Below are 17917 nucleotides of genomic sequence, written 5' to 3' on the forward strand. Positions count from 1 at the left end.
GACTATGGTCTCGGCAGCAGCCTTGCCACGCCGTGCGGACGTGTGCTTGCCAAACTGATCGGGTAAGGTGCCCGTCCAATCGCGCAATTTCTCGGAGAACAACATGAACGCGATCTTGAAGAACTTCATCGCCGGCGAATGGGTCGACGGTCACGGTGCGACGCGCAACATCAACCCGTCCAACACCAATGACGTCGTCGGCGAATATGCCAAGGCCGACAAGGCGCAGACCGAGAAGGCGATCGCCGCGGCCAAGGCCGCCTTCCCGGCCTGGTCGCGCTCGACCCCGCAGGAGCGCTATGACGCCCTGAACAAGATCTCGGCCGAGATCCTGGCGCGCAAGGAAGAGCTCGGCCGCCTGCTGGCGCGCGAGGAAGGCAAGACCCTGCCCGAAGGCATCGGCGAGGTGGCCCGTGCCGGGCAGATCTTCGCATTCTTTGCCGGCGAAGCGCTGCGCCTCACCGGCGAGAAGGGCCCTTCGGTGCGGCCCGGCCTCGACGTCGAGATCACCCGCGAGCCGGTCGGCGTGGTCGGCCTGATCACGCCTTGGAATTTCCCGATCGCGATCCCCGCCTGGAAGATCGCGCCGGCGCTCTGCTACGGCAACACCGTGGTGTTCAAGCCGGCAGAGCTGGTGCCCGGCTCGGCGCATGCGCTGTCCGAGATCATCGCACGCTCCGGCATTCCCGCTGGTGTGTTCAATCTCGTGGTCGGCCCGGGCTCGGTGGTCGGCCAGACCCTGCTCGAACATCCCGATATCGCTGCGATCTCCTTCACCGGCTCGGTGGCCACAGGGCGCAGAATCGCGCAGGCCTGCGTGACATCGGATCCGCTGAAGAAGTTCCAGCTGGAAATGGGCGGCAAGAATCCGATGATCGTGCTCGACGACGCCGACCTGAAGGTCGCGGTCGAAGCCTGCGTCAACGGCTCCTATTTCTCCACCGGCCAGCGCTGCACCGCCTCGTCACGGCTGATCGTCACCGAAGGCATCCATGACAAATTCGTGTCGGCAATGACCGAGCGGCTCAAGGGCCTCGTGGTCGACGACGCCGTGAAGCAGGGCACCCATATCGGCCCGGTGGTCGATCAGAATCAGCTCGAGCAGGACCAGCGCTACCTCAAGATCGGCCAGGACGAGGGCGCCAAGCTGACCTGGGGCGGCGAACTCTTGAATCGCGAGACTCCCGGCTTCTACATGCAGCCGGCGCTGTTCACCGAGGCCACCAACACCATGCGCATCGCGCGCGAGGAGATTTTCGGCCCTGTCGCCGCCGTTATCCGCGCCAAGAGCTACGACGAGGCGCTGGCGATCGCCAACGACACGCCGTTCGGCCTCGCCGCCGGCATCTGCACCTCGAGCCTGAAATATTCGTCGCATTTCAAGCGCAACAGCGAAGCCGGCATGGTGATGGTCAACCTGCCGACCGCCGGCGTCGACTATCACGTACCGTTCGGAGGCCGCAAAGGCTCCAGCTATGGCGCCCGCGAGCAGGGCTCCTACGCGCGCGAGTTCTACACCACGGTCAAGACGGCCTACACTTATCCGGTGTGAGTTCGGTGAGATCACGCGGCATCAGCGGTCGGCTCCCTCTCCCCGTTCTTTACGGGGAGAGGGTTGGGGTGAGGGGCAGACGCTTGCTCGGTGCAAGCCACAAGACCTGTACCCCCTCACCCGGATTGCATCTTGCGATGCAATCCGACCTCTCAGCGCGAGCGAAGCTCGTCGCGTCCCCGCAAGCGGGGCGAGGTTGCACAGCGAGTGCCGCGCCAGCCTAACCAAGGCTCATAGGACGAGGAGCAGGCATGAAACACGAACCGGTCGCGGCGGCGGAGCCGCGCTATATCAAGCTGAACCCGCGCGACAATGTCGCGATCGTGGTCAATGATTTCGGCCTGCCCGCCGGCACCAAATTCCCAGATGGCCTGGAGCTGAAGAGCTTCGTGCCACAGGGCCACAAGACCGCGCTGGTCGACATCGACCAGGGCGCACCGATCGTCCGCTACGGCGAGGTGATCGGCACCGCGACTTCGCCGATCAAGGCGGGCGAGTGGGTCGATGAGGCGCGCATCGAGATGCCGGAGGCCCCCGCGCTGGACAAGCTCGAGATTGCGACCGTCGTCCCTGCCCCGCTGCCGCCGCTCGAAGGCTACACCTTCGAGGGCTATCGCAATGCCGACGGCTCGGTTGGCACCAAGAACGTGCTCGGCATTTCGACCTCGGTGCAGTGCGTGTCCGGCACACTCGAATTCGCGATCAAGCGCATCAAGTCGGAGCTGCTTCCGAAATACCCCAATGTCGACGATGTCGTCGGACTGACCCATGCTTATGGCTGCGGCGTCGCCATCACGGCGCCAGATGCCGTGGTGCCGATCCGGACGCTACAGAACCTGGCGCTGAACCCGAATTTCGGCGGCGAGATTCTCGTGGTCGGCCTCGGCTGCGAGAAGCTGGCTCCTGAGCGGCTGGTGCCGGAGGGCGTCGACAATGCGATCGTGCGCATGCAGGACGAAGCCTTCGACGGCTTTGGTGCCATCGTCGAGTCCATCATGGAGGCGGCCGATCGACGGCTCGCGCAACTGAACAAACGCAGGCGCGAGACCTGCCCGGCCTCCGACCTCGTCATCGGCCTGCAATGCGGCGGCAGCGATGCGTTCTCCGGCGTTACGGCCAATCCGGCCGTCGGCTTTGCCGCGGACCTCCTGGTGCAGGCCGGCGCCACCGTGATGTTCTCGGAAGTCACCGAAGTCCGCGACGCCATCCAGCTTTTGACGCGACGTGCCATCAACGAGGAGGTTGGCCGCGCACTGGTGCGTGAAATGGCATGGTACGACGCCTATCTCGCGCGCGGCGGCGCCGACCGCAGCGCCAACACCACGCCGGGCAATAAGAAGGGCGGCCTTGCCAACATCGTCGAAAAAGCATTGGGCTCGATCGTGAAGTCAGGCTCAACCCTGATCACCGGCGTGCTCGCACCCGGCGAGAGGGCGAAACAGAAGGGCATGCTGTTTGCGGCGACACCGGCGTCGGACTTCATCTGCGGCACCCTGCAGCTCGCCTCCGGCATGACCTTGCAGGTGTTCACCACCGGACGCGGCACGCCCTATGGCCTCGCGGCGGCACCGGTGATCAAGGTCGCGACCCGCAGCGAGCTGGCGCGGCGCTGGAAGGACCTGATCGATTTCGACGCCGGGCGCATCGCCACCGGCGAGATGACGATCGAGGAAACCGGCTGGGAGCTGTTCAATCTGATTTTGGATGTCGCAAGCGGCCGTACCAAGCCGTGGTCCGACCGCTGGGGCATCCACAACGACCTCACGCTGTTCAACCCTGCGCCGGTGACATGAGTTTCTCGATCAGGGTCGTGATCGGGACTGATCTGGGAGCGTCGGCGAAAGTGCTACTCTTGTAATTCAAAGACGGCCAATTTTGCTACATCGGCTGTTTCGAGCTACAAGGGTAGCAGCAGCATCTGGATTGTTTCGCTTCGCCCGCAATGACGGGTATGCTGGGAGTGTCGAACTCAAGCCCACCATACATGCTTCACCAGACATGGCGGACCGATCAGATGCACATTATCAGCCGTTTTGCTGCGCTCGCCGTCGCTTTGCTCCTTGTGACCGGCGCGACCTCTCGCGCGCAGGAAACCATCAACACCGTCCCGCGCGAACTGCTTGACGACCTCGTGGTCGGCAGCCGCATCCTTGCCGATCTCGGCGTGGTCGACGGCTTCGGCCATGTCAGCGCGCGGCATCCGACCAACCCGAAGCACTTCCTGATGTCGCGCTCGCTGGCGCCGGCACTGGTGACCGCCGACGATATCATGGAGTTCGATGAGAACGGCGAGCCTGTCGACGCCCGCGGCCGCAGCATCTTCCTCGAGCGCTTCATCCACGCCGAAATCTACAGAGCGCGGCCGGACGTGATGGCCGTGGTGCATGCTCATTCGCTGGGCGTGATTCCATTCGCCAACAGCAAGACACAGCTGAAGCCGATGTTCCACAATGCCGCCTTCCTCGCGCAGGGCGCGCCGGTCTGGGACATCGGCGCGGCGTTCGGCGCCACCAACATGCTGGTGAGCAACAATGCAATCGGCAGGTCGCTTGCGACTGCGCTCGGCGATAAATCGATCGTGCTGATGCGCGGCCACGGCGATGTCGCCGTCGGCTCCGCGGTGAAGGTCGCGGTGTTCCGCGCCTATTACACCGACGTCAACGCCAAGCTGCAGGCCCAGGCCCTCGGGCTCGGCAGCGATGTCACCTATCTCAGTCCGGAAGAAGGCACCAAGGCCGACGCGGTCAACATGGTGATCATGGACCGCGTCTGGAATCTCTGGAAGCTGCGGGTGCAGACGCTGATGGGGAAGTAATAACGAACAGAACTGCTCCCACGTTCGCCTCCGTCATTCCGGGGCAGCCCGAAGGGCTGAGCCCGGAATCCATAACCACAAGGCGAAGTGGGACGCGTCGCTCGCGACAGACCTCCGCTCGCCTACACCGCCCCTTCCGCCTCGACGTAGAGCGAATACAACGAGTGCGAGGCCGCCATATAGAGCCGGTTGCCCTTCGGGCCCCGAGGTCAGGTTCGGACAGCGCTCGGGCAGGCGGATGAAGCCGATCGGCTTGCCTTGCGGGTTGAACACCATGACGCCGTCGAGATCTTCGGACTTGCCCTTCAGCTGATACACCTTGTGGCCGTTGACCTCGGTGGGCTCGGATTGCAGCGCGCCGTTCGACCCCCAGCCGCACCAGAGATTGCCGTCGCGGTCGACCCGGAAGCCGTCGAGAGCGCCCTGGTCGGCGGCATCGATCAGCTTCACCCTGTTGCCGACCGTGCCGTCCGCATTGACATCGTAGCTCCAGATGCTGCGGTTCGGCGTGCCCTTCCATTCCACGACATAGAGCTTCTTCTCGTCCGGCGAGAAGGCAAGCCCATTCGGGTTGACCAGGTCGGTGATGACGGCGGTCAGCTTGCCGTCGGTGCCGATGCGGAAGACGTTGGTGTTGGCCTGCTCCGGCTTGGCCTTGAAGCCTTCCCAATTGCCGCCGATACCGAAGATCGGATCGGTGAACCAGATCGTATCGTCCGACTTGACCACGATGTCGTTCGGCGCGTTCAGCCGCTTGCCCTCGAAACTATCGGCGAGTACCGTGATCGCACCGTTCTTCTCGGTGCGGGTGACGCGCCGCGTCAGCGAATGCTCGCAGGTGACCAGCCGTCCCTGGCGGTCGCGGGTATTGCCGTTGGCGTAGTTCGACGGGCTGCGGAATACCGTGAAGCTGCCGTCGGCCTCGCTGTACTTCATGATCCGGTTGTTCGGGATATCGCTCAGCAGCAGATAGCCGCCGTCCGGGAAATAGACCGGGCCTTCCGCCCAGCGCATGCCGCTCGCCAGCTGCTCGACCGTGCTGCTGTAGAGCCGGTATTTGGCAAAGCTCGGGTCGAGGATCTCGACGGCAGGGTCCGGATAGCGCTGGTTGGGCTTGAATGGGAATGATTGAGCGGCAGCGCGCCCGGCGATGGCCGCGGCGGAGCCCGCCACAGCGCCTGCAAGAATGTGTCGACGTGAAAACTTCACAAGAATCCTCCCTGGTTTGGCTTTTGCTTCGGCCTATCGCCGACCTGCACCTGCTTAAAACCGGCGTGCCGGCGGGTCTAATCCTGTTCCGGCATCAATCGATGCCGGCGGCACATCGATATTGCGGCGCACGCTGCGTCGGATCCTTGAAGGAGGTGACGAACGGGGCGGCGCTCGCTATAAGCCAACGATCCGCCGACAGAATCCGCCGCAAACCGCTTGCAACAGCTCGCCGACCCACTCGACCCCTGCCCCATGCGGCGCCGTCCGTCCGTGACTTCGCGCCTTGGCTGGCGCGTGGTCCAGTGCCTGGTCGCGGCTTTGAGCCTCTGCCTGGTCGGGTCCGCCCTTGCGCAAGACCCGACTACCGCCTCGACCGACCCGGAGATCAAGCCGGACATCGACCTCTATGCGCTGATGTCCGGCACCTGCAGCAAGCTCACCGTCGACGGCCGGGAATTTCCTTGCAAGGCGGTCGCCTTCTTCCACAGCGAGAAGGGCCGCGCGCATTTCACGGTCGCGCTCGACGATCCGGCCGATGACAGCCACATCATCGCGTTTTCCGGCATCAACGGCCACCGCTCGCGGGCGCAGCAGGATCTTTACGAGCTGCCTGTCGACCGGATGCTGCTGAATTCCAAGGACCGCCCGAGGGTCGACGGCATTCCGGTGCCGGCGACCGAGACCTCGGCGGGCGTTTGCCGTCAGATCGGCAATTTCGCCTCGCTTCAGGTTGCGAGCGTCACCTGCCGGGCAACCGATCAAGCGGGACGGGCCTACGAGCTGCAATTCGTCTCGGACGGCTCGCCGATCACGCTGCGCCGGGTCCGCCAGACCACGCCGAACATTCAGCACGATCCGTATCAATAAGGCGCATGACGTCGTTCAGACACGCGGCGCAATACGTGTCGGATTATTTTGATTCGCCTTGAACGTGCAGGCCTCCTCGCGCGACCGATCGCAAACAGGGGGACCGTCATGCCGATCGAACCGACCGACCTCGATTCCGAATCTACCGAGCAAGTACAGGGCGCCACGCTGTCGCTCTCCGGCGGCGGCTATCGCGCCATGGTGTTTCACATCGGCGCGCTGTGGCGCCTCAATGAAGTTGGGCTGCTCGGCCGGCTGAAGCGCATCTCGAGCGTCTCCGGCGGCTCGATCACCGCGGCGTATCTCGGCTTCAAATGGAAGGACCTGCAGTTCGACAACGGCAAGGCCAAGAACTTCCAGCTTTTCGTCGACGGCATGCAGCAGATGGCGGATCGGACCGTCGACGCCGGCGCCATCATCGGCGGCATTTTCCTGCCGGGCACGATCAGCGACCGGGTCGCCAAGGCCTATGACGAGGTGCTGTTCAACGGCGCCAAGCTTGCCGATCTCCCTGACGACAGCGACAACAAGGCGCCGCGTTTCGTCATCAACGCAACCAACGTGCAGACCTCGGTGCTGTGGCGGTTCTCGCGGCCCTATATGGGCGACTATCGGATCGGTCTCGTCGATGCGCCGGATGTCGCGCTCGCCACTGCGGTAGCTGCCTCCTCGGCGTTCCCGCCGGTGCTGTCCCCGCTGACGCTGCCGATCAAGCAGAAGGTACGCCAGACCAAGGGCGCCGACCTCAATCACGACCAAGCTTACACGACGCAGGCGATCCTGAGCGACGGTGGCGTCTACGACAATCTCGGCCTGGAGACGGTGAAGCGGTTCACGACGCTGCTGGTCAGCGATGCCGGCCAGAAGATCGCAGCCGAACCGGACCCGCATCATGACTGGGCGCGTCACTCCATGCGCGTGCTCGATATCATCGACAACCAGGTGCGGAGCTTGCGCAAGCGGCATCTGATCGACGCCTATGAGCGCGGCGATTACACCGGCACCTATTGGGGCATCCGCACCAATTTTGCCGACTATCATCTGCCTGACGATCCCCTGGGCTGCCTGCATCGGGACGCTACGCCGCTCGCGGCGATCGCAACGCGGCTGGAGAAGATGCCGCGCGATCAGCAGCACCGTTTGATCAACTGGGGCTATGCGATCTGCGATGCGGGGTTGCGGGCGCATATCAAGCCGGAGCTCCAGGCTGCACTTGGCATGCAGATGACGCCGCCAGCCTTTCCCTTCCCGGAAGCCTATTGAAGCGCGCCCATCGTTGCGGAGGCGACCATGTCAAATCGATCGCGGTTCAGATGCGATGAAACGGGTGGACCGGGCGAGCGGTCGTCCAAGCCGGATGAAAGCCCGATCGACATCTTCACCTCGACCGAGATCCCGACGCCGTCGATCCGCCCGCTCAACGTCTATGCCTTCGATCCGAGTCTGGGCAATTTCGTCGGCAACCAGATGATCACCCGTGTCAGCTACGAGGAGCTCGAGCCCGGACCGGTTGGCGACCGGTTCGCGGTGATCGATTATGATGGCGGGCAGCGCACGTTCTACAAGCCGGTCAATCTCGACGATCCCAGGCTGCTGATGACCAATGGCCTGCCGCCGTCGGAGGGAGATCCGCGCTTCCATCAGCAGATGGTCTATGCTGTCGCGAGCGAAACCTTGCAGCGCTTCGAATATGCGCTCGGGCGCCGCGTCCGCTGGCGGACACGGCTGGGCGACAATCAGCCGCATGCTCCGAAGGGCGCGTCTCGCCGTCTCAATCTGTTTCCGCATGCCATGTGCGAAGCCAACGCGTTTTATTCTCCGGACGCGCACGGCATCCTGTTCGGCTACTTCAAGGCAAGCCAGACCAATCCCGGTCGCAATTTGCCGGGACAAACCGTGTTCACCTGCCTGTCGCATGACATCATCGTGCACGAGACTACGCATGCGATCGTCGACGGCATCCGCGAATATTTCATGGAGCCAAGCAATGTCGATGTCGCGGCCTTCCATGAAGCCTTCGCCGATCTCGCCGCTCTGTTCCTGCATTTCTCCCACGAGGAGGTGCTGATCGACACCCTGCAGAAGACCGGCGGCAAGCTGTTCGACTTCAAGCTCAAGGGCGATTTCGCCACCGCCCCGGGCGCCACGCCGGTCCTGCAGTCGCAGCTCGACACCGAAAATCCGCTGATCGCACTGGCCACCCAGTTCGGCGAGGCGGCGGGCCGGCAATGCAGTCTGCGGAGCGCCCTGACCACACCTCCGACGACGGAAGGCGCAAAGGACATCGCCACCAAGACGGAGCCGCACGAGCGCGGCTCGATCCTGGTCGCCGCCGTGTTCGACGCCTACTTCACTGTCTATGGCCGCAGGACCTTTGACCTGTTCCGGATCTATCGCGCCGGCGGCGGCAGCCTGGAAAAATCCGACCTGCCCTCGCCGCTTGCCGGCCGCCTGGCCGCGGAGGCGAGCCGAACCGCCGAAGAGTTCTTCACGATCTGCGCCCGCGCACTCGATTATTGCCCGCCGGTCGACATCACCTTCGGCGACTTTTTGCGCGCCCTGCTCACCGCGCATCTCGACTATTCACCCGATGACCGCGACCATATTCGCGACGCACTGATGCAGGCGTTCCGGCTGCGCGGCATCTACGCCGAAGACGCGAACTCATTTTCCGAGGACGCATTGTTCTGGCCCAAGGCGCCGTCCGGCCGGCTCCGGGTCCCAGGCCTGGTGTTCGGCGATCCGAACGGCCTGACCAAGGAGGAAAAGGATCGCAACGGCGACGTGCTGCGCGCCTACGCCGCCGAGAACGCCGAGATGCTCGGCTTCGACCGCCACGCGGGCGCGATTGCCGCGCCGTCCTTCCATCCGATGTTCCACACCGGAAAGGATGGCAAGCTCTATGTCACCATGGTGGTGGAGCTGGTCCAGACCATGCAGATTCCGTTTGGGACCGGAATCCCCGGTACCTTCCCGATGCGCAACGGCGTCACGCTCCTCATCGCCCAGGATCCGCCGGACCGCGATGAGCGGCCAGATCCACGGATACGGTTCGTCATTCCGAAGCTGTACAAGCCCGAGCGCGAAGAGCGGATCCGCAGCTTCTACATCGCGAGCGGGCGCGCCGCGGCCGACAGCGCGTCGGACGACAATTCACGCTTCCGCCTGAACTTCGCGCTGCTGCATGCTGGAGTCTGATGATGGCCAAGGCGTCCTCCAAATCATCTCGCCCGCGTTCGCCGAAGCGCATGACCGCACGCAATCCCGCGAACGCGCGCCGGGCATCCGCGCCGGCGCCGCAGGAGGCAACATCCAACTCCCGTGCGCTGGTGAAGGCCGCCGGCGGCATGCGGGTGCGCATGTATCGCGTCGGCTTCGGTGACTTCTTTCTCTTGAGCGTGCCGACCAAGACCGGCGCCGGCCACATCCTGATCGACTGCGGGGTCCACGCCAGGGATCTTGGCAGCATTCGCGAGGCCGTCACGCAGATGGCGGAGGACTGCAACAAGCACCTGTCGCTGGTCATCATGACCCATCGGCACGCCGATCATATCTCGGGCTTTGCCAGTTGCAGCGATATCTTCAGCCAGATCGCCGTCGACCGCGTCTGGATGCCCTGGTTCGAAAAGCCTGATGATCCGAAGGCGGCGGCCTTCCAGGCCAGCCTGACCGCAATGGCCGGTCATCTCGGCCAGCAGTTTCGCGCCCGGCTGGCCGCAAGCCACGACGATGCCACCGAGCAGATGCTTCAGATGGCCGAGAACATCACCGGCGGGCTCGGCGCTGCCGGGATCGCCGCCAATCAGAAGGCGCTCAACGTCCTGCATGGCGGCTTCAAGACCAAGGTGCAACCCGATTACTACAAGGCCGGTGACACGCCGAAACTGCCGCCGGATCTCGAGGATGCCGGCCTCAACGCTGAGATCCTCGGGCCGCCGATGGACGACGCGCTGATCACGCAGATGACCAACAAGAACCAGCAATATCTGGCCGGCGCGACCGGAACGGAGCAGGATTTCGGGCGCTCGAAGCCGTTCGCCGATGCCTATCGCGGCAGCCATGAAGACTACAACGACAAGGCTTTCGAGCTCTACGGTCCCGATCAGATCATCCGGATGATCAGGAGCGCACAGCCCGACGTGCTCGCTGCCCAGGCGCTAGCCGCGGACAAGACGCTGAACAACCAGAGCCTGGTCGTGCTGTTCTCGTTCGGCGGCAAGAACCTCCTGTTCGCGGGTGACGCACAATGGGGCAATTGGGAGAACTTCCTCTATGGCGGCGCCTATGGCACTCCGGGCCATACCGAGCTGACCGAGAAAGCCAGGGGCATTCTCGGCAAGATCGATTTCTACAAGGTCGGTCATCACGGCAGCGCCAATGCCACGCCGAAGGACGCCGTGCTGGCGATGCGCATGGGCTGCGTCGGCATGTGCTCGACCCAGGAGCACGCTTACAATGAGGTGCCGCGGGCACCACTGCTCGATGCGCTGCGCAAGCGCATGAACGACCAGCTCGCGCGCAGCGACCAGGTGGCGGCCGGCACGGAGGAGCCGGCCCCGGACGCGGGCAACGTGCCGACCGCCTTCACGGCCCCAAAAGGAGGACTCTTTATCGACTATAATTTCTGACCAGCTATCGCGCTCCGCGCAGGACGTCACGCGCGGCGCGCCCGAGCCGCTTCGCAGCCTCGACCAGATCGGCTGCGGGAAAGCCTGAATAACCGAGGATGAATCCGTCCGGTCCGCGCGGCACGATGCGCGCGTCCGACAACAGCCGGCTCTCGATGCCGGCGCGTTCGCGGATCAGCCGCGCGGCGTCCTTCGGCGCATCCGGCGGCAATGTCGCGAGCAGGTGCAGGCCCTGCGCGGGGGCCGCGATGTGCAGACAGTCCTTGGCAGACCGCTGCAGCGTCTCCGCGACGGCATCGCGGGCCTGACGGTAACGCAAACGCATCCGTCGCATATGGGCCGCAATCGCGCCATCCGCCATCAGGTCGGCGAGCGCATCCTGCATGAAGCGCGGCGGAAAGCGATCATGCGAGGCGCGCGCGGCGACCACGGATGGCACGAGCCTCGGCGGCAGCACGAGATAAGCGAGCCTGAGACCTGCGAACAGCGTCTTGCTGAACGTGCCGATATAGATCACGCGCTCGCCGCCGATGCCGGCCAGCGCCGTCAACGGCGGGCCGGCAAAGCGATACTCGCTGTCGTAATCGTCCTCGAAAATGACGGCATCAGCCGCTTGCGCCCAGTTCAGCAGCGCCACGCGCCGCGCCATGCTCATCGCGACCCCGGTCGGGAACTGGTGGGACGGCGTCACGTAAGCGGCCCTCGCCACGCGCATCGCCTTCTCACCGGCCGTCACCACAATGCCTTCGCCATCGACTGGCACGGGCACCAGCGTCATACCGGATGCGCGCAGAGTGTTGCGCGAGGCATAGTAGCCGGGGTCTTCAAACCAGACGCGATCCCCCGGCTTCAGCAGCGCCTCCGTGCATAGCCGCAGGCCCTGCTGCGTGCCGCTGACAATCAGGATGCAGCTCGGATCGCAGCGGATGCCGCGATTGGCCGCAAGATAATGCGCGATCTGCGTGCGCAGATGAGCGCTGCCGCGCGGATCGCCATAACCGAGCTCATCGCGCGAGGCCTGCGCGATGCGGCGCCGGCTCGCGGCAGCAAGCCGCTTCAGGAGCGGCGTATCCACAAACGTAAAGCCGAGCGCGAACGGACGGTGCGGCGTGGTCTGGACGGTAAGCTCGGCCACAGGAGCCGACGGCGCGGGTGCCGGCAGCCGCGCGGCGACATAGGTCCCCGCGCCATGCCGCGCTTCGACCAGACCGTCGGACAGCAACTGCTCATACGCCGTGACGATGGCGTTGCGACGGACGCCGAGCTGCTCGGCCAGCGCGCGCGTCGACGGCAGCCGCAGGCCCGGCGTCAGCAGGCCGTCGACGATTGCAGCGCGCAAGGCACCGTGCACCTGGAGCGCCTGGTTGCGGATTGCGCGGTCCAGCCGGATCGGCAGGGCCAGCACGTCGTCGCGGCGGCGCCTGGAAGTGGTTGCTTGGTTTCTCATCAAATTGGAGCTCGTAGCAACCACTTTGCCATGGCAGGAAGCGTTCTCCAACCGGAGAATGACGATGTCCGAACAGGCCAGCTATCCCGTCGACGAGACCAACCGCGTCAAGCGCCGGCACGATCGCGGCCGCTACGACCATGCCACCGTGCACGCCCTGCTCGACTCCGCCGCTCTCGGCCATGTCGCCTATGTGATCGACGGCCAGCCCTATTGCACGCCTACCCTGTATTGGCGCGAAGGCACGACGCTGTATTGGCACGGCTCCAGCGCCAGCCGCATGCTGCGCAACCTTTCCGAAGGCGAGCCTGCCTGTCTCACCGTTGCCCAGCTCGATAGCCTGGTGCTGGCGCGCAGCGGCTTCCATCACTCGGCGGACTACCGCGCCGTGATGGCGTTCGGCCATGCCAGGCTGATCGAGGATCAGGCCGAAAAGGCGCATGCGCTCACCATGATGGTCGACCGCTTCTTTCCCGGGCGTACCGCGACCCTGCGCCCGACCACCGCACAGGAGCTCAAGGCAACTGCCGTCGTCACGATGGAGATCGAGAAGGCCTCGGCCAAGATCCGCAGCAGCGGCATCGTCGACGATGAGGAAGACTATGCGCTGCCGATCTATGCCGAGCGCATTCCGGTCCGCACCGTGCTCGGCGCGCCGGAACCGTGCAGCCGGCTGATCGCGGGCACTCCGCGCCCGGCCACGCTCGCGAGCTACAGCGCCGGCCGGCTGTTGGGAGATGCGCTAACGGATGCCTATGCGATGAGCTATCCGGAGGGATAGTCCGTCCATTCGCGACAGCAACCCAAACGCTGCATCAACGAGCACGATGCCCCCTCTCCTACAAGGGGAGAGGGTAAACCGTTTTCGCCGACGGCGGACGAGTTCGTCAGCTACACAGCAACCAGCGGCAGCTCGATTGCGGAGGCATGCTCGCCGCCGCGCATCATGGTGATCACGGGCGGACGGCCATGTGGCACCTGGCCGCAATGATCGTCGTCGTGGCCGGCGATCGAGACGCGGATGCGGCTGCCGCTAGCGAATTGCCACGCCACTGGCAACAGCGGCACCCGGATACGCTCGAGCTGGCCCGGAATCAGCGGCGCGGCGTCGGCGCGCGCAAAGCTGCGAAACGGCCATGTGGTGCGATACTGGTCCGGCGCTGTGCTCTCCTTGCGATGCAGGGCGCGCAGCAGGCCTTCGGTGACATAACGCTCGGTGCCGTCGGCCTCGACCTCGCTGATGTAGACGAACAGCGCGAAGTCCGGCTCGCTGGACGAGAGCCAGAGGTCCGCAAGCCCGTGCCCTGCGAGCTCCATCGCTGAGGGCAGGGGTGCGCTGGTGTAGCTCAGCATCGACGTGGTACGACCCTGCCAATCGGCGTAGTAGTGCCGGCTGTCGATGCCGGCGATCCGCTCATACCGGGTGTTGTGACCGGTGCCGCGGCTGAAATCGACGTGATGCTGATCTTCGCCCGCTTGCGGCGCGGCCTGGGCGAGCTCTCCGTCAGAGGCGAGATAGAATTGCCGCCGCGCCACGACCGGCGGCCATTGATGCCCGGCGCGCCATTGCTCGGCATGAAGTGCGTAGTAATGGATTGGCGCCTCCTCGATCAGCCCGGTGTCATAGCCGAGCAGATAGGTATCGAAGAAGCGCAGGATCTCACCGAGAAGCGCGAAACTCGGCTCGACCGATGTCCGCCACGGCGAGATGTCGATGCGTGCGCCGTGATCCCAGGGGCCGAGCAGCAGATGCCTCGGATTGTCTCGCATGGTGAGATGCCGCACGATGGCACCGTTGGCATAGCCGGCACCATCGAACCAGCCGGACACCGACAGGATCGCGACATCAGGCCTGATGCCATCAGCCACCGAATAGGGACTGAACGAGGCCGAGCTGAAGGTGGGATCGTAAGGCAGCCCCTCCTCGCGAAATCTGAACTCGGCCATGAAGTCGGTCTGGCGGAAGTTGCCGAGATGCTGCGTGATCGCCGTATTCAGCAGCGCGCCATCCGGGTCCTCATCGACCGGCTGCGGCCCTTCGAAATCCGGATTGGCGAAATAGGAGAACTGCCGCAGGATATCGCGCCGGTCATGATCGAGCCCGACCATCAGCTCGTCATAGACCTTGGTCAGCGATTTCAACTGAATCCCGCCCGGGAAGTAATTGTCGGCATACGTATCCCACACCGAGAACAACGGCGCGATCGCCTTCACCGCGGGATGGCCCGTGCTGGCCAGGAAGTCGGCGGCGGCCCCGAGATAGGAGATGCCCGTGGCGCCGATGGCGCCATTCGACCAGGGCTGCGCGACGATCCAGTCGGCAATCTCCCGGCTATCCTCGCGCTCCCTGGGCGAACGGAAGCTGTCGCGGGTGCCGAAGCTCGCGCCGGTGCCGCGGACATCGACGACCACGACCGCATAGCCGCGCGGTACGAAGTAATCGCGAAACTTGCCGGTGTTGGGATTGACCTCGCCGCTGCCGCCAGGCCTCAGCTTGAAGCGGCGATAATAGGGCGTGAAGAATACGAGCGTGGGGAAGCGGCCGGGGCCGGTGCCGTCCTTCGGCTGCGGCACGTAGGCATCGACCGCGATGCGGCAGCCGTCGCGCATCGTCACGTAACAAGAGGATGGCTGGGTGATCAGATAGTCGAGCGGCCGGGCCGCGACATAGTCGGCCGGTGGCACGCGCCAGGCCGACTCCGTGTTATCAGTCACAGTCATGCGCTCAGCTCACCCATTCTGCTTTGATCGCGGCCGCGCCTGGCGTGGACTCCGGCTGGCGCCAGGAGAAGCTGAACAGGCCTGACGGCGCGACCTGCTCCACTTCGGCGCGCATGATATCGCGCGCGATCACCACGACGAACGGCGGCGGCGGGTTGTCGGCCGAAAGCTGGCGCGGCGGTGAGAACATGGTGCCGACGCTCTCGACCAGCAGCGGCCGCGGTGCCTCGTGAACCCTCACCAGCCCCTTGATGCGGAGCAGGCGTTCGCCGAGCGCGCCGGCCAGATTGTCGAGCCAGGCGGCCAGATCGGAATAGGCGAGTTCGCCGGCTGGACTTAGGAGACATAGCGCCAGCCGCGGATGCGTTGACGTCGGTGCGGGCGCAAGCTCGCTCGGCGGCAGCGCTGAAATCAGCGGCGCGAAGGCCGTCCGTACGGCTGCGGTGCGATCGGCTGTTGCGATCACCTCCGCAACCGGATTGATGCCGGCGATCGCTTCCGTCGCCTTCGCCAAGCCCTCTGATCCGACCAGATCGGCCTTGGTCGCGATGATGCGGTGCGATGCCGCCCATTGCGCCGCTGCCTCTTCGAAAGCGGCCACCGCGATGCCGCGCGCGAGATCGTAGGTACCGACCACCGCGACGCGCATCCGGTGCTCGGCGAGCGTTGCGAGCTGGCGCAGCACAGGACCGGGCATCGACAGGCCCGACGTTTCCAGGATGATCCGTTGCAGTGGACCCGCGCCGGGCGGGCGCGGCGCCATGATCAGGCGATCGATCGTAAACGCCAGATCGGAGCCGATCTGGCAGCAGACGCAGCCATTCGACAGCATCGCCATCGGCACGTCGTCGCCGCTCTCGCGCAGGATCACGCCGTCGAGCCCGATCTCTCCGACCTCGTTGACGATCACCGCCGTATCGCTCGCCGCGTCGCTGACAAGGAAATCGCGCAGCAACGAGGTTTTGCCAGAGCCGAGGAAGCCGGTCAGGACGAGGAAATCGATCGGCGCAGCGGTCATGGCGCGGCAGCGTCCTTGACGGCGTATTTCTCCGGCACGTCGCTTTCCCAGCTCGCCTTGACCAGCTCGCGCACGTCGGCCAGGAGCTCCTCGGTGTCGTAGATGATGCCGTCCTTGATGGTGTATTTCAGGCCGCGGTGCCATTCGACCGCATTGGTGGCGTCGTTGAAGCGCATCGCGCCGGTGCCGTAGAGCAGCTTGAAATCGGTCAGCGGGTTATGATCGTGCACCAGCATGTCGGCGCGCATGCCGATGTCGATGGTACCGATCTCATTCTCGAGTCCGCACAGCGCCGCACCTTGCGAGGTCGCCGAGCGCAGCACCTCGAGCGGATGGAAACCGGCCTCCTGCAACAGCTCCAGTTCGCGGACATAGCCGAAGCCGAAGATCTGGTAGATGAAGCCGGAGTCCGAGCCGGTGCAGACGCGCCCGCCGCGGTTCTTGTATTCGTTGATGAAGGCCATCCAGAGCCGGTAGTTCTCCTTCCACTCGATCTCGTTCTGGGTCGACCAGCGATACCAGTAGGAGCCGTGGCCACCACGCTGCGGGGTGAAGTAGTCCCACATCGATTTCCAGGTGTAGTCCTTGTGCCAATAGGCCTGGCGCGCCCGCATCAGGTCGCGGTTGGCATCGTAGATCGAGAAAGTCGGGACGAAAGTGAAGCCGATTTCGAGGAACTGCTCCAAGACCTCGTTCCATTTCGCCGAGCCCGGCTCGGCGCCCTGCCGAAACATCTGACCTGACACCGAGAAGCGGAAATATTCGTCGGTGTAGTTGTAGTCGAGCGGGAAGTTCTGGATCACGCGATCCTCGAACAGCGCCTCCGGCAGGCCGTAATAGTGCTCGGCGCTGGTCAGGCCCCAGCGCGCAGTGGTCAGCGCGTTCATGCGCGACACCGCCATCTGCGCGTGATGGCAGCCGGCGCGCAAGTCCAGCTTCTTGCACTCGTCGAGCGCAGCCTCCATGATCGCCGGCGGCGCGCCGAAGAACTTGATGCCGTCGGCGCCGCGCTCCTTCACCGCGCGCAGCCAGCTACGGCCCTGCTCGGGCGTGTAGATGGTCTTGACCATGTCGTTCACGGCCGGAAAATACGCGTAGGATAAGAGCCGGGGCGCCGCGATGCTGTTGTCCTCGGAGCGCTTCTTCTGGTCGATCATCCAGGACAGCCCGTTCATCGAGCCCATCTCGCGCACCGTGGTGACGCCGTGGGCGAGCCAGAGCTTGTAGACATAGTCGACCGGCGGCACCCAGCCGTTCGCCGAGTGATAGGCGACGCCGGCATGGGCGTGACAATCGACGAAGCCCGGCGTCACCCATTTACCGCGACAGTCGATCTCATGATCGGCCGGCTCGCCCGGCTTGCCGCCATAACCGTAACCGACGACCTTCTTGATGCTGACGATGCGGCCGTTCTCGACGATGATGTCGACAGGACCGATCGGCGGCGCGCCGGTGCCGTCGATCACGGTGGCGCTGCGCAGCGCCAGCCGTTTGAACGGCCCGATGCCGCGATCGCGCGAGGTCGCCGCCGGCACGATCGCCTGGGTGCCCTTGTTTCTGATATGCGCGAGCTCGTCGCCCGGAAGGATATCGGCCTGTTCAGTCATGCTCTCGTTTCCTTATATTCCAATCAGCCAGCCAGCGAAGGTCGCGCAAA

12 protein-coding genes and 1 pseudogene are annotated in these 17917 nt (G+C 64.6%); 8 read left to right on the top strand and 5 right to left on the bottom strand.

Going from position 1 to position 17917, the window contains the following annotated elements; translation table 11 throughout:
- The first annotated feature begins 103 nt into the window (after nt 1-103).
- The 3 genes from BRAS3843_RS21810 (at nt 104) to BRAS3843_RS21820 (ending at nt 4367) form a co-directional block, all read left to right on the top strand.
- On the top strand, nt 104-1552 hold the full coding sequence (locus BRAS3843_RS21810) for an aldehyde dehydrogenase family protein (RefSeq protein ID WP_008971218.1): 1449 nt from the start codon (nt 104-106) through the stop codon (nt 1550-1552).
- Between the two features lie 251 nt (nt 1553-1803).
- Entirely contained in the window at nt 1804-3345 is a 1542-nt protein-coding gene (gene garD / locus BRAS3843_RS21815; protein ID WP_008971219.1) for a galactarate dehydratase, read from the top strand.
- A gap of 221 nt (nt 3346-3566) precedes the next feature.
- Nucleotides 3567-4367 carry a class II aldolase/adducin family protein gene (locus tag BRAS3843_RS21820; RefSeq protein WP_139024947.1) on the top strand — a complete coding sequence of 267 codons (801 nt, stop codon included), beginning with the start codon at nt 3567-3569 and terminating at the stop codon, nt 4365-4367.
- Nucleotides 4368-4489: 122 nt separating this feature from the next.
- Here BRAS3843_RS21820 and BRAS3843_RS21825 read toward each other — a convergent pair.
- Nucleotides 4490-5576, bottom strand: a pseudogene (locus tag BRAS3843_RS21825) (SMP-30/gluconolactonase/LRE family protein).
- 417 nt (nt 5577-5993) lie between these two features.
- Here BRAS3843_RS21825 and BRAS3843_RS21830 point away from each other — a divergent pair.
- From BRAS3843_RS21830 to BRAS3843_RS21845, 4 genes are all read left to right on the top strand, one after another.
- On the top strand, nt 5994-6446 hold the full coding sequence (locus tag BRAS3843_RS21830) for a hypothetical protein (RefSeq protein WP_139024948.1): 453 nt from the start codon (nt 5994-5996) through the stop codon (nt 6444-6446).
- 108 nt (nt 6447-6554) lie between these two features.
- A complete protein-coding gene (locus BRAS3843_RS21835; RefSeq protein WP_008971223.1) occupies nt 6555-7709 on the top strand; it encodes a patatin-like phospholipase family protein in 1155 nt (384 codons plus the stop codon).
- Nucleotides 7710-7736: 27 nt separating this feature from the next.
- A complete protein-coding gene (locus BRAS3843_RS21840; RefSeq protein WP_008971224.1) occupies nt 7737-9644 on the top strand; it encodes a peptidase M4 in 1908 nt (635 codons plus the stop codon).
- A gap of 2 nt (nt 9645-9646) precedes the next feature.
- Nucleotides 9647-11074, top strand: a complete 1428-nt coding sequence (locus BRAS3843_RS21845; RefSeq protein WP_244425443.1) for an MBL fold metallo-hydrolase — start codon at nt 9647-9649, stop codon at nt 11072-11074.
- A 4-nt stretch (nt 11075-11078) separates the two neighbouring features.
- Here BRAS3843_RS21845 and BRAS3843_RS21850 read toward each other — a convergent pair whose 3' ends face one another.
- Entirely contained in the window at nt 11079-12521 is a 1443-nt protein-coding gene (locus BRAS3843_RS21850) for a PLP-dependent aminotransferase family protein (RefSeq protein ID WP_035982423.1), read from the bottom strand.
- Between the two features lie 58 nt (nt 12522-12579).
- Between BRAS3843_RS21850 and BRAS3843_RS21855 the strand changes: the two genes are divergently transcribed.
- Nucleotides 12580-13302, top strand: a complete 723-nt coding sequence (locus BRAS3843_RS21855) for a pyridoxamine 5'-phosphate oxidase family protein (RefSeq protein ID WP_035982424.1) — start codon at nt 12580-12582, stop codon at nt 13300-13302.
- 110 nt (nt 13303-13412) lie between these two features.
- On the opposite strand, the gene BRAS3843_RS21860 is transcribed toward BRAS3843_RS21855, so the two are convergent.
- Genes BRAS3843_RS21860 through BRAS3843_RS21870 form a run of 3 tightly spaced genes read right to left on the bottom strand, consistent with a single transcriptional unit; the run spans nt 13413 to nt 17867 of the window.
- The gene (locus BRAS3843_RS21860) at nt 13413-15242 is read right to left on the bottom strand and encodes a CocE/NonD family hydrolase (protein ID WP_008971228.1); all 1830 of its coding nucleotides are present in this window, start codon (nt 15240-15242) and stop codon (nt 13413-13415) included.
- A gap of 4 nt (nt 15243-15246) precedes the next feature.
- Nucleotides 15247-16260, bottom strand: coding sequence for a GTP-binding protein (locus tag BRAS3843_RS21865; protein WP_008971229.1), 1014 nt, complete (start codon nt 16258-16260; stop codon nt 15247-15249).
- Nucleotides 16257-17867 carry an amidohydrolase family protein gene (locus BRAS3843_RS21870; RefSeq protein WP_008971230.1) on the bottom strand — a complete coding sequence of 537 codons (1611 nt, stop codon included), beginning with the start codon at nt 17865-17867 and terminating at the stop codon, nt 16257-16259. The genes BRAS3843_RS21865 and BRAS3843_RS21870 overlap by 4 nt, the downstream gene beginning before the upstream one ends.
- Nucleotides 17868-17917: the final 50 nt, after the last annotated feature.

Source organism: Bradyrhizobium sp. STM 3843 (genome assembly GCF_000239815.1).
Lineage (GTDB): Bacteria > Pseudomonadota > Alphaproteobacteria > Rhizobiales > Xanthobacteraceae > Bradyrhizobium.

Bases quoted from the DNA above. Each gene is read 5' to 3' on its own strand.
- BRAS3843_RS21830 (WP_139024948.1), top strand. From the start codon at position 5,994: ATGTCCGGCACCTGCAGCAAGCTCACCGTCGACGGCCGGGAATTTCCT.
- BRAS3843_RS21835 (WP_008971223.1), top strand. From the start codon at position 6,555: ATGCCGATCGAACCGACCGACCTCGATTCCGAATCTACCGAGCAAGTA.
- BRAS3843_RS21820 (WP_139024947.1), top strand. From the start codon at position 3,567: ATGCACATTATCAGCCGTTTTGCTGCGCTCGCCGTCGCTTTGCTCCTT.
- garD (WP_008971219.1), top strand. From the start codon at position 1,804: ATGAAACACGAACCGGTCGCGGCGGCGGAGCCGCGCTATATCAAGCTG.
- BRAS3843_RS21845 (WP_244425443.1), top strand. From the start codon at position 9,647: ATGGCCAAGGCGTCCTCCAAATCATCTCGCCCGCGTTCGCCGAAGCGC.
- BRAS3843_RS21850 (WP_035982423.1), bottom strand. From the start codon at position 12,521: ATGAGAAACCAAGCAACCACTTCCAGGCGCCGCCGCGACGACGTGCTG.
- BRAS3843_RS21840 (WP_008971224.1), top strand. From the start codon at position 7,737: ATGTCAAATCGATCGCGGTTCAGATGCGATGAAACGGGTGGACCGGGC.
- BRAS3843_RS21865 (WP_008971229.1), bottom strand. From the start codon at position 16,260: ATGACCGCTGCGCCGATCGATTTCCTCGTCCTGACCGGCTTCCTCGGC.
- BRAS3843_RS21870 (WP_008971230.1), bottom strand. From the start codon at position 17,867: ATGACTGAACAGGCCGATATCCTTCCGGGCGACGAGCTCGCGCATATC.
- BRAS3843_RS21810 (WP_008971218.1), top strand. From the start codon at position 104: ATGAACGCGATCTTGAAGAACTTCATCGCCGGCGAATGGGTCGACGGT.
- BRAS3843_RS21855 (WP_035982424.1), top strand. From the start codon at position 12,580: ATGACGATGTCCGAACAGGCCAGCTATCCCGTCGACGAGACCAACCGC.
- BRAS3843_RS21860 (WP_008971228.1), bottom strand. From the start codon at position 15,242: ATGACTGTGACTGATAACACGGAGTCGGCCTGGCGCGTGCCACCGGCC.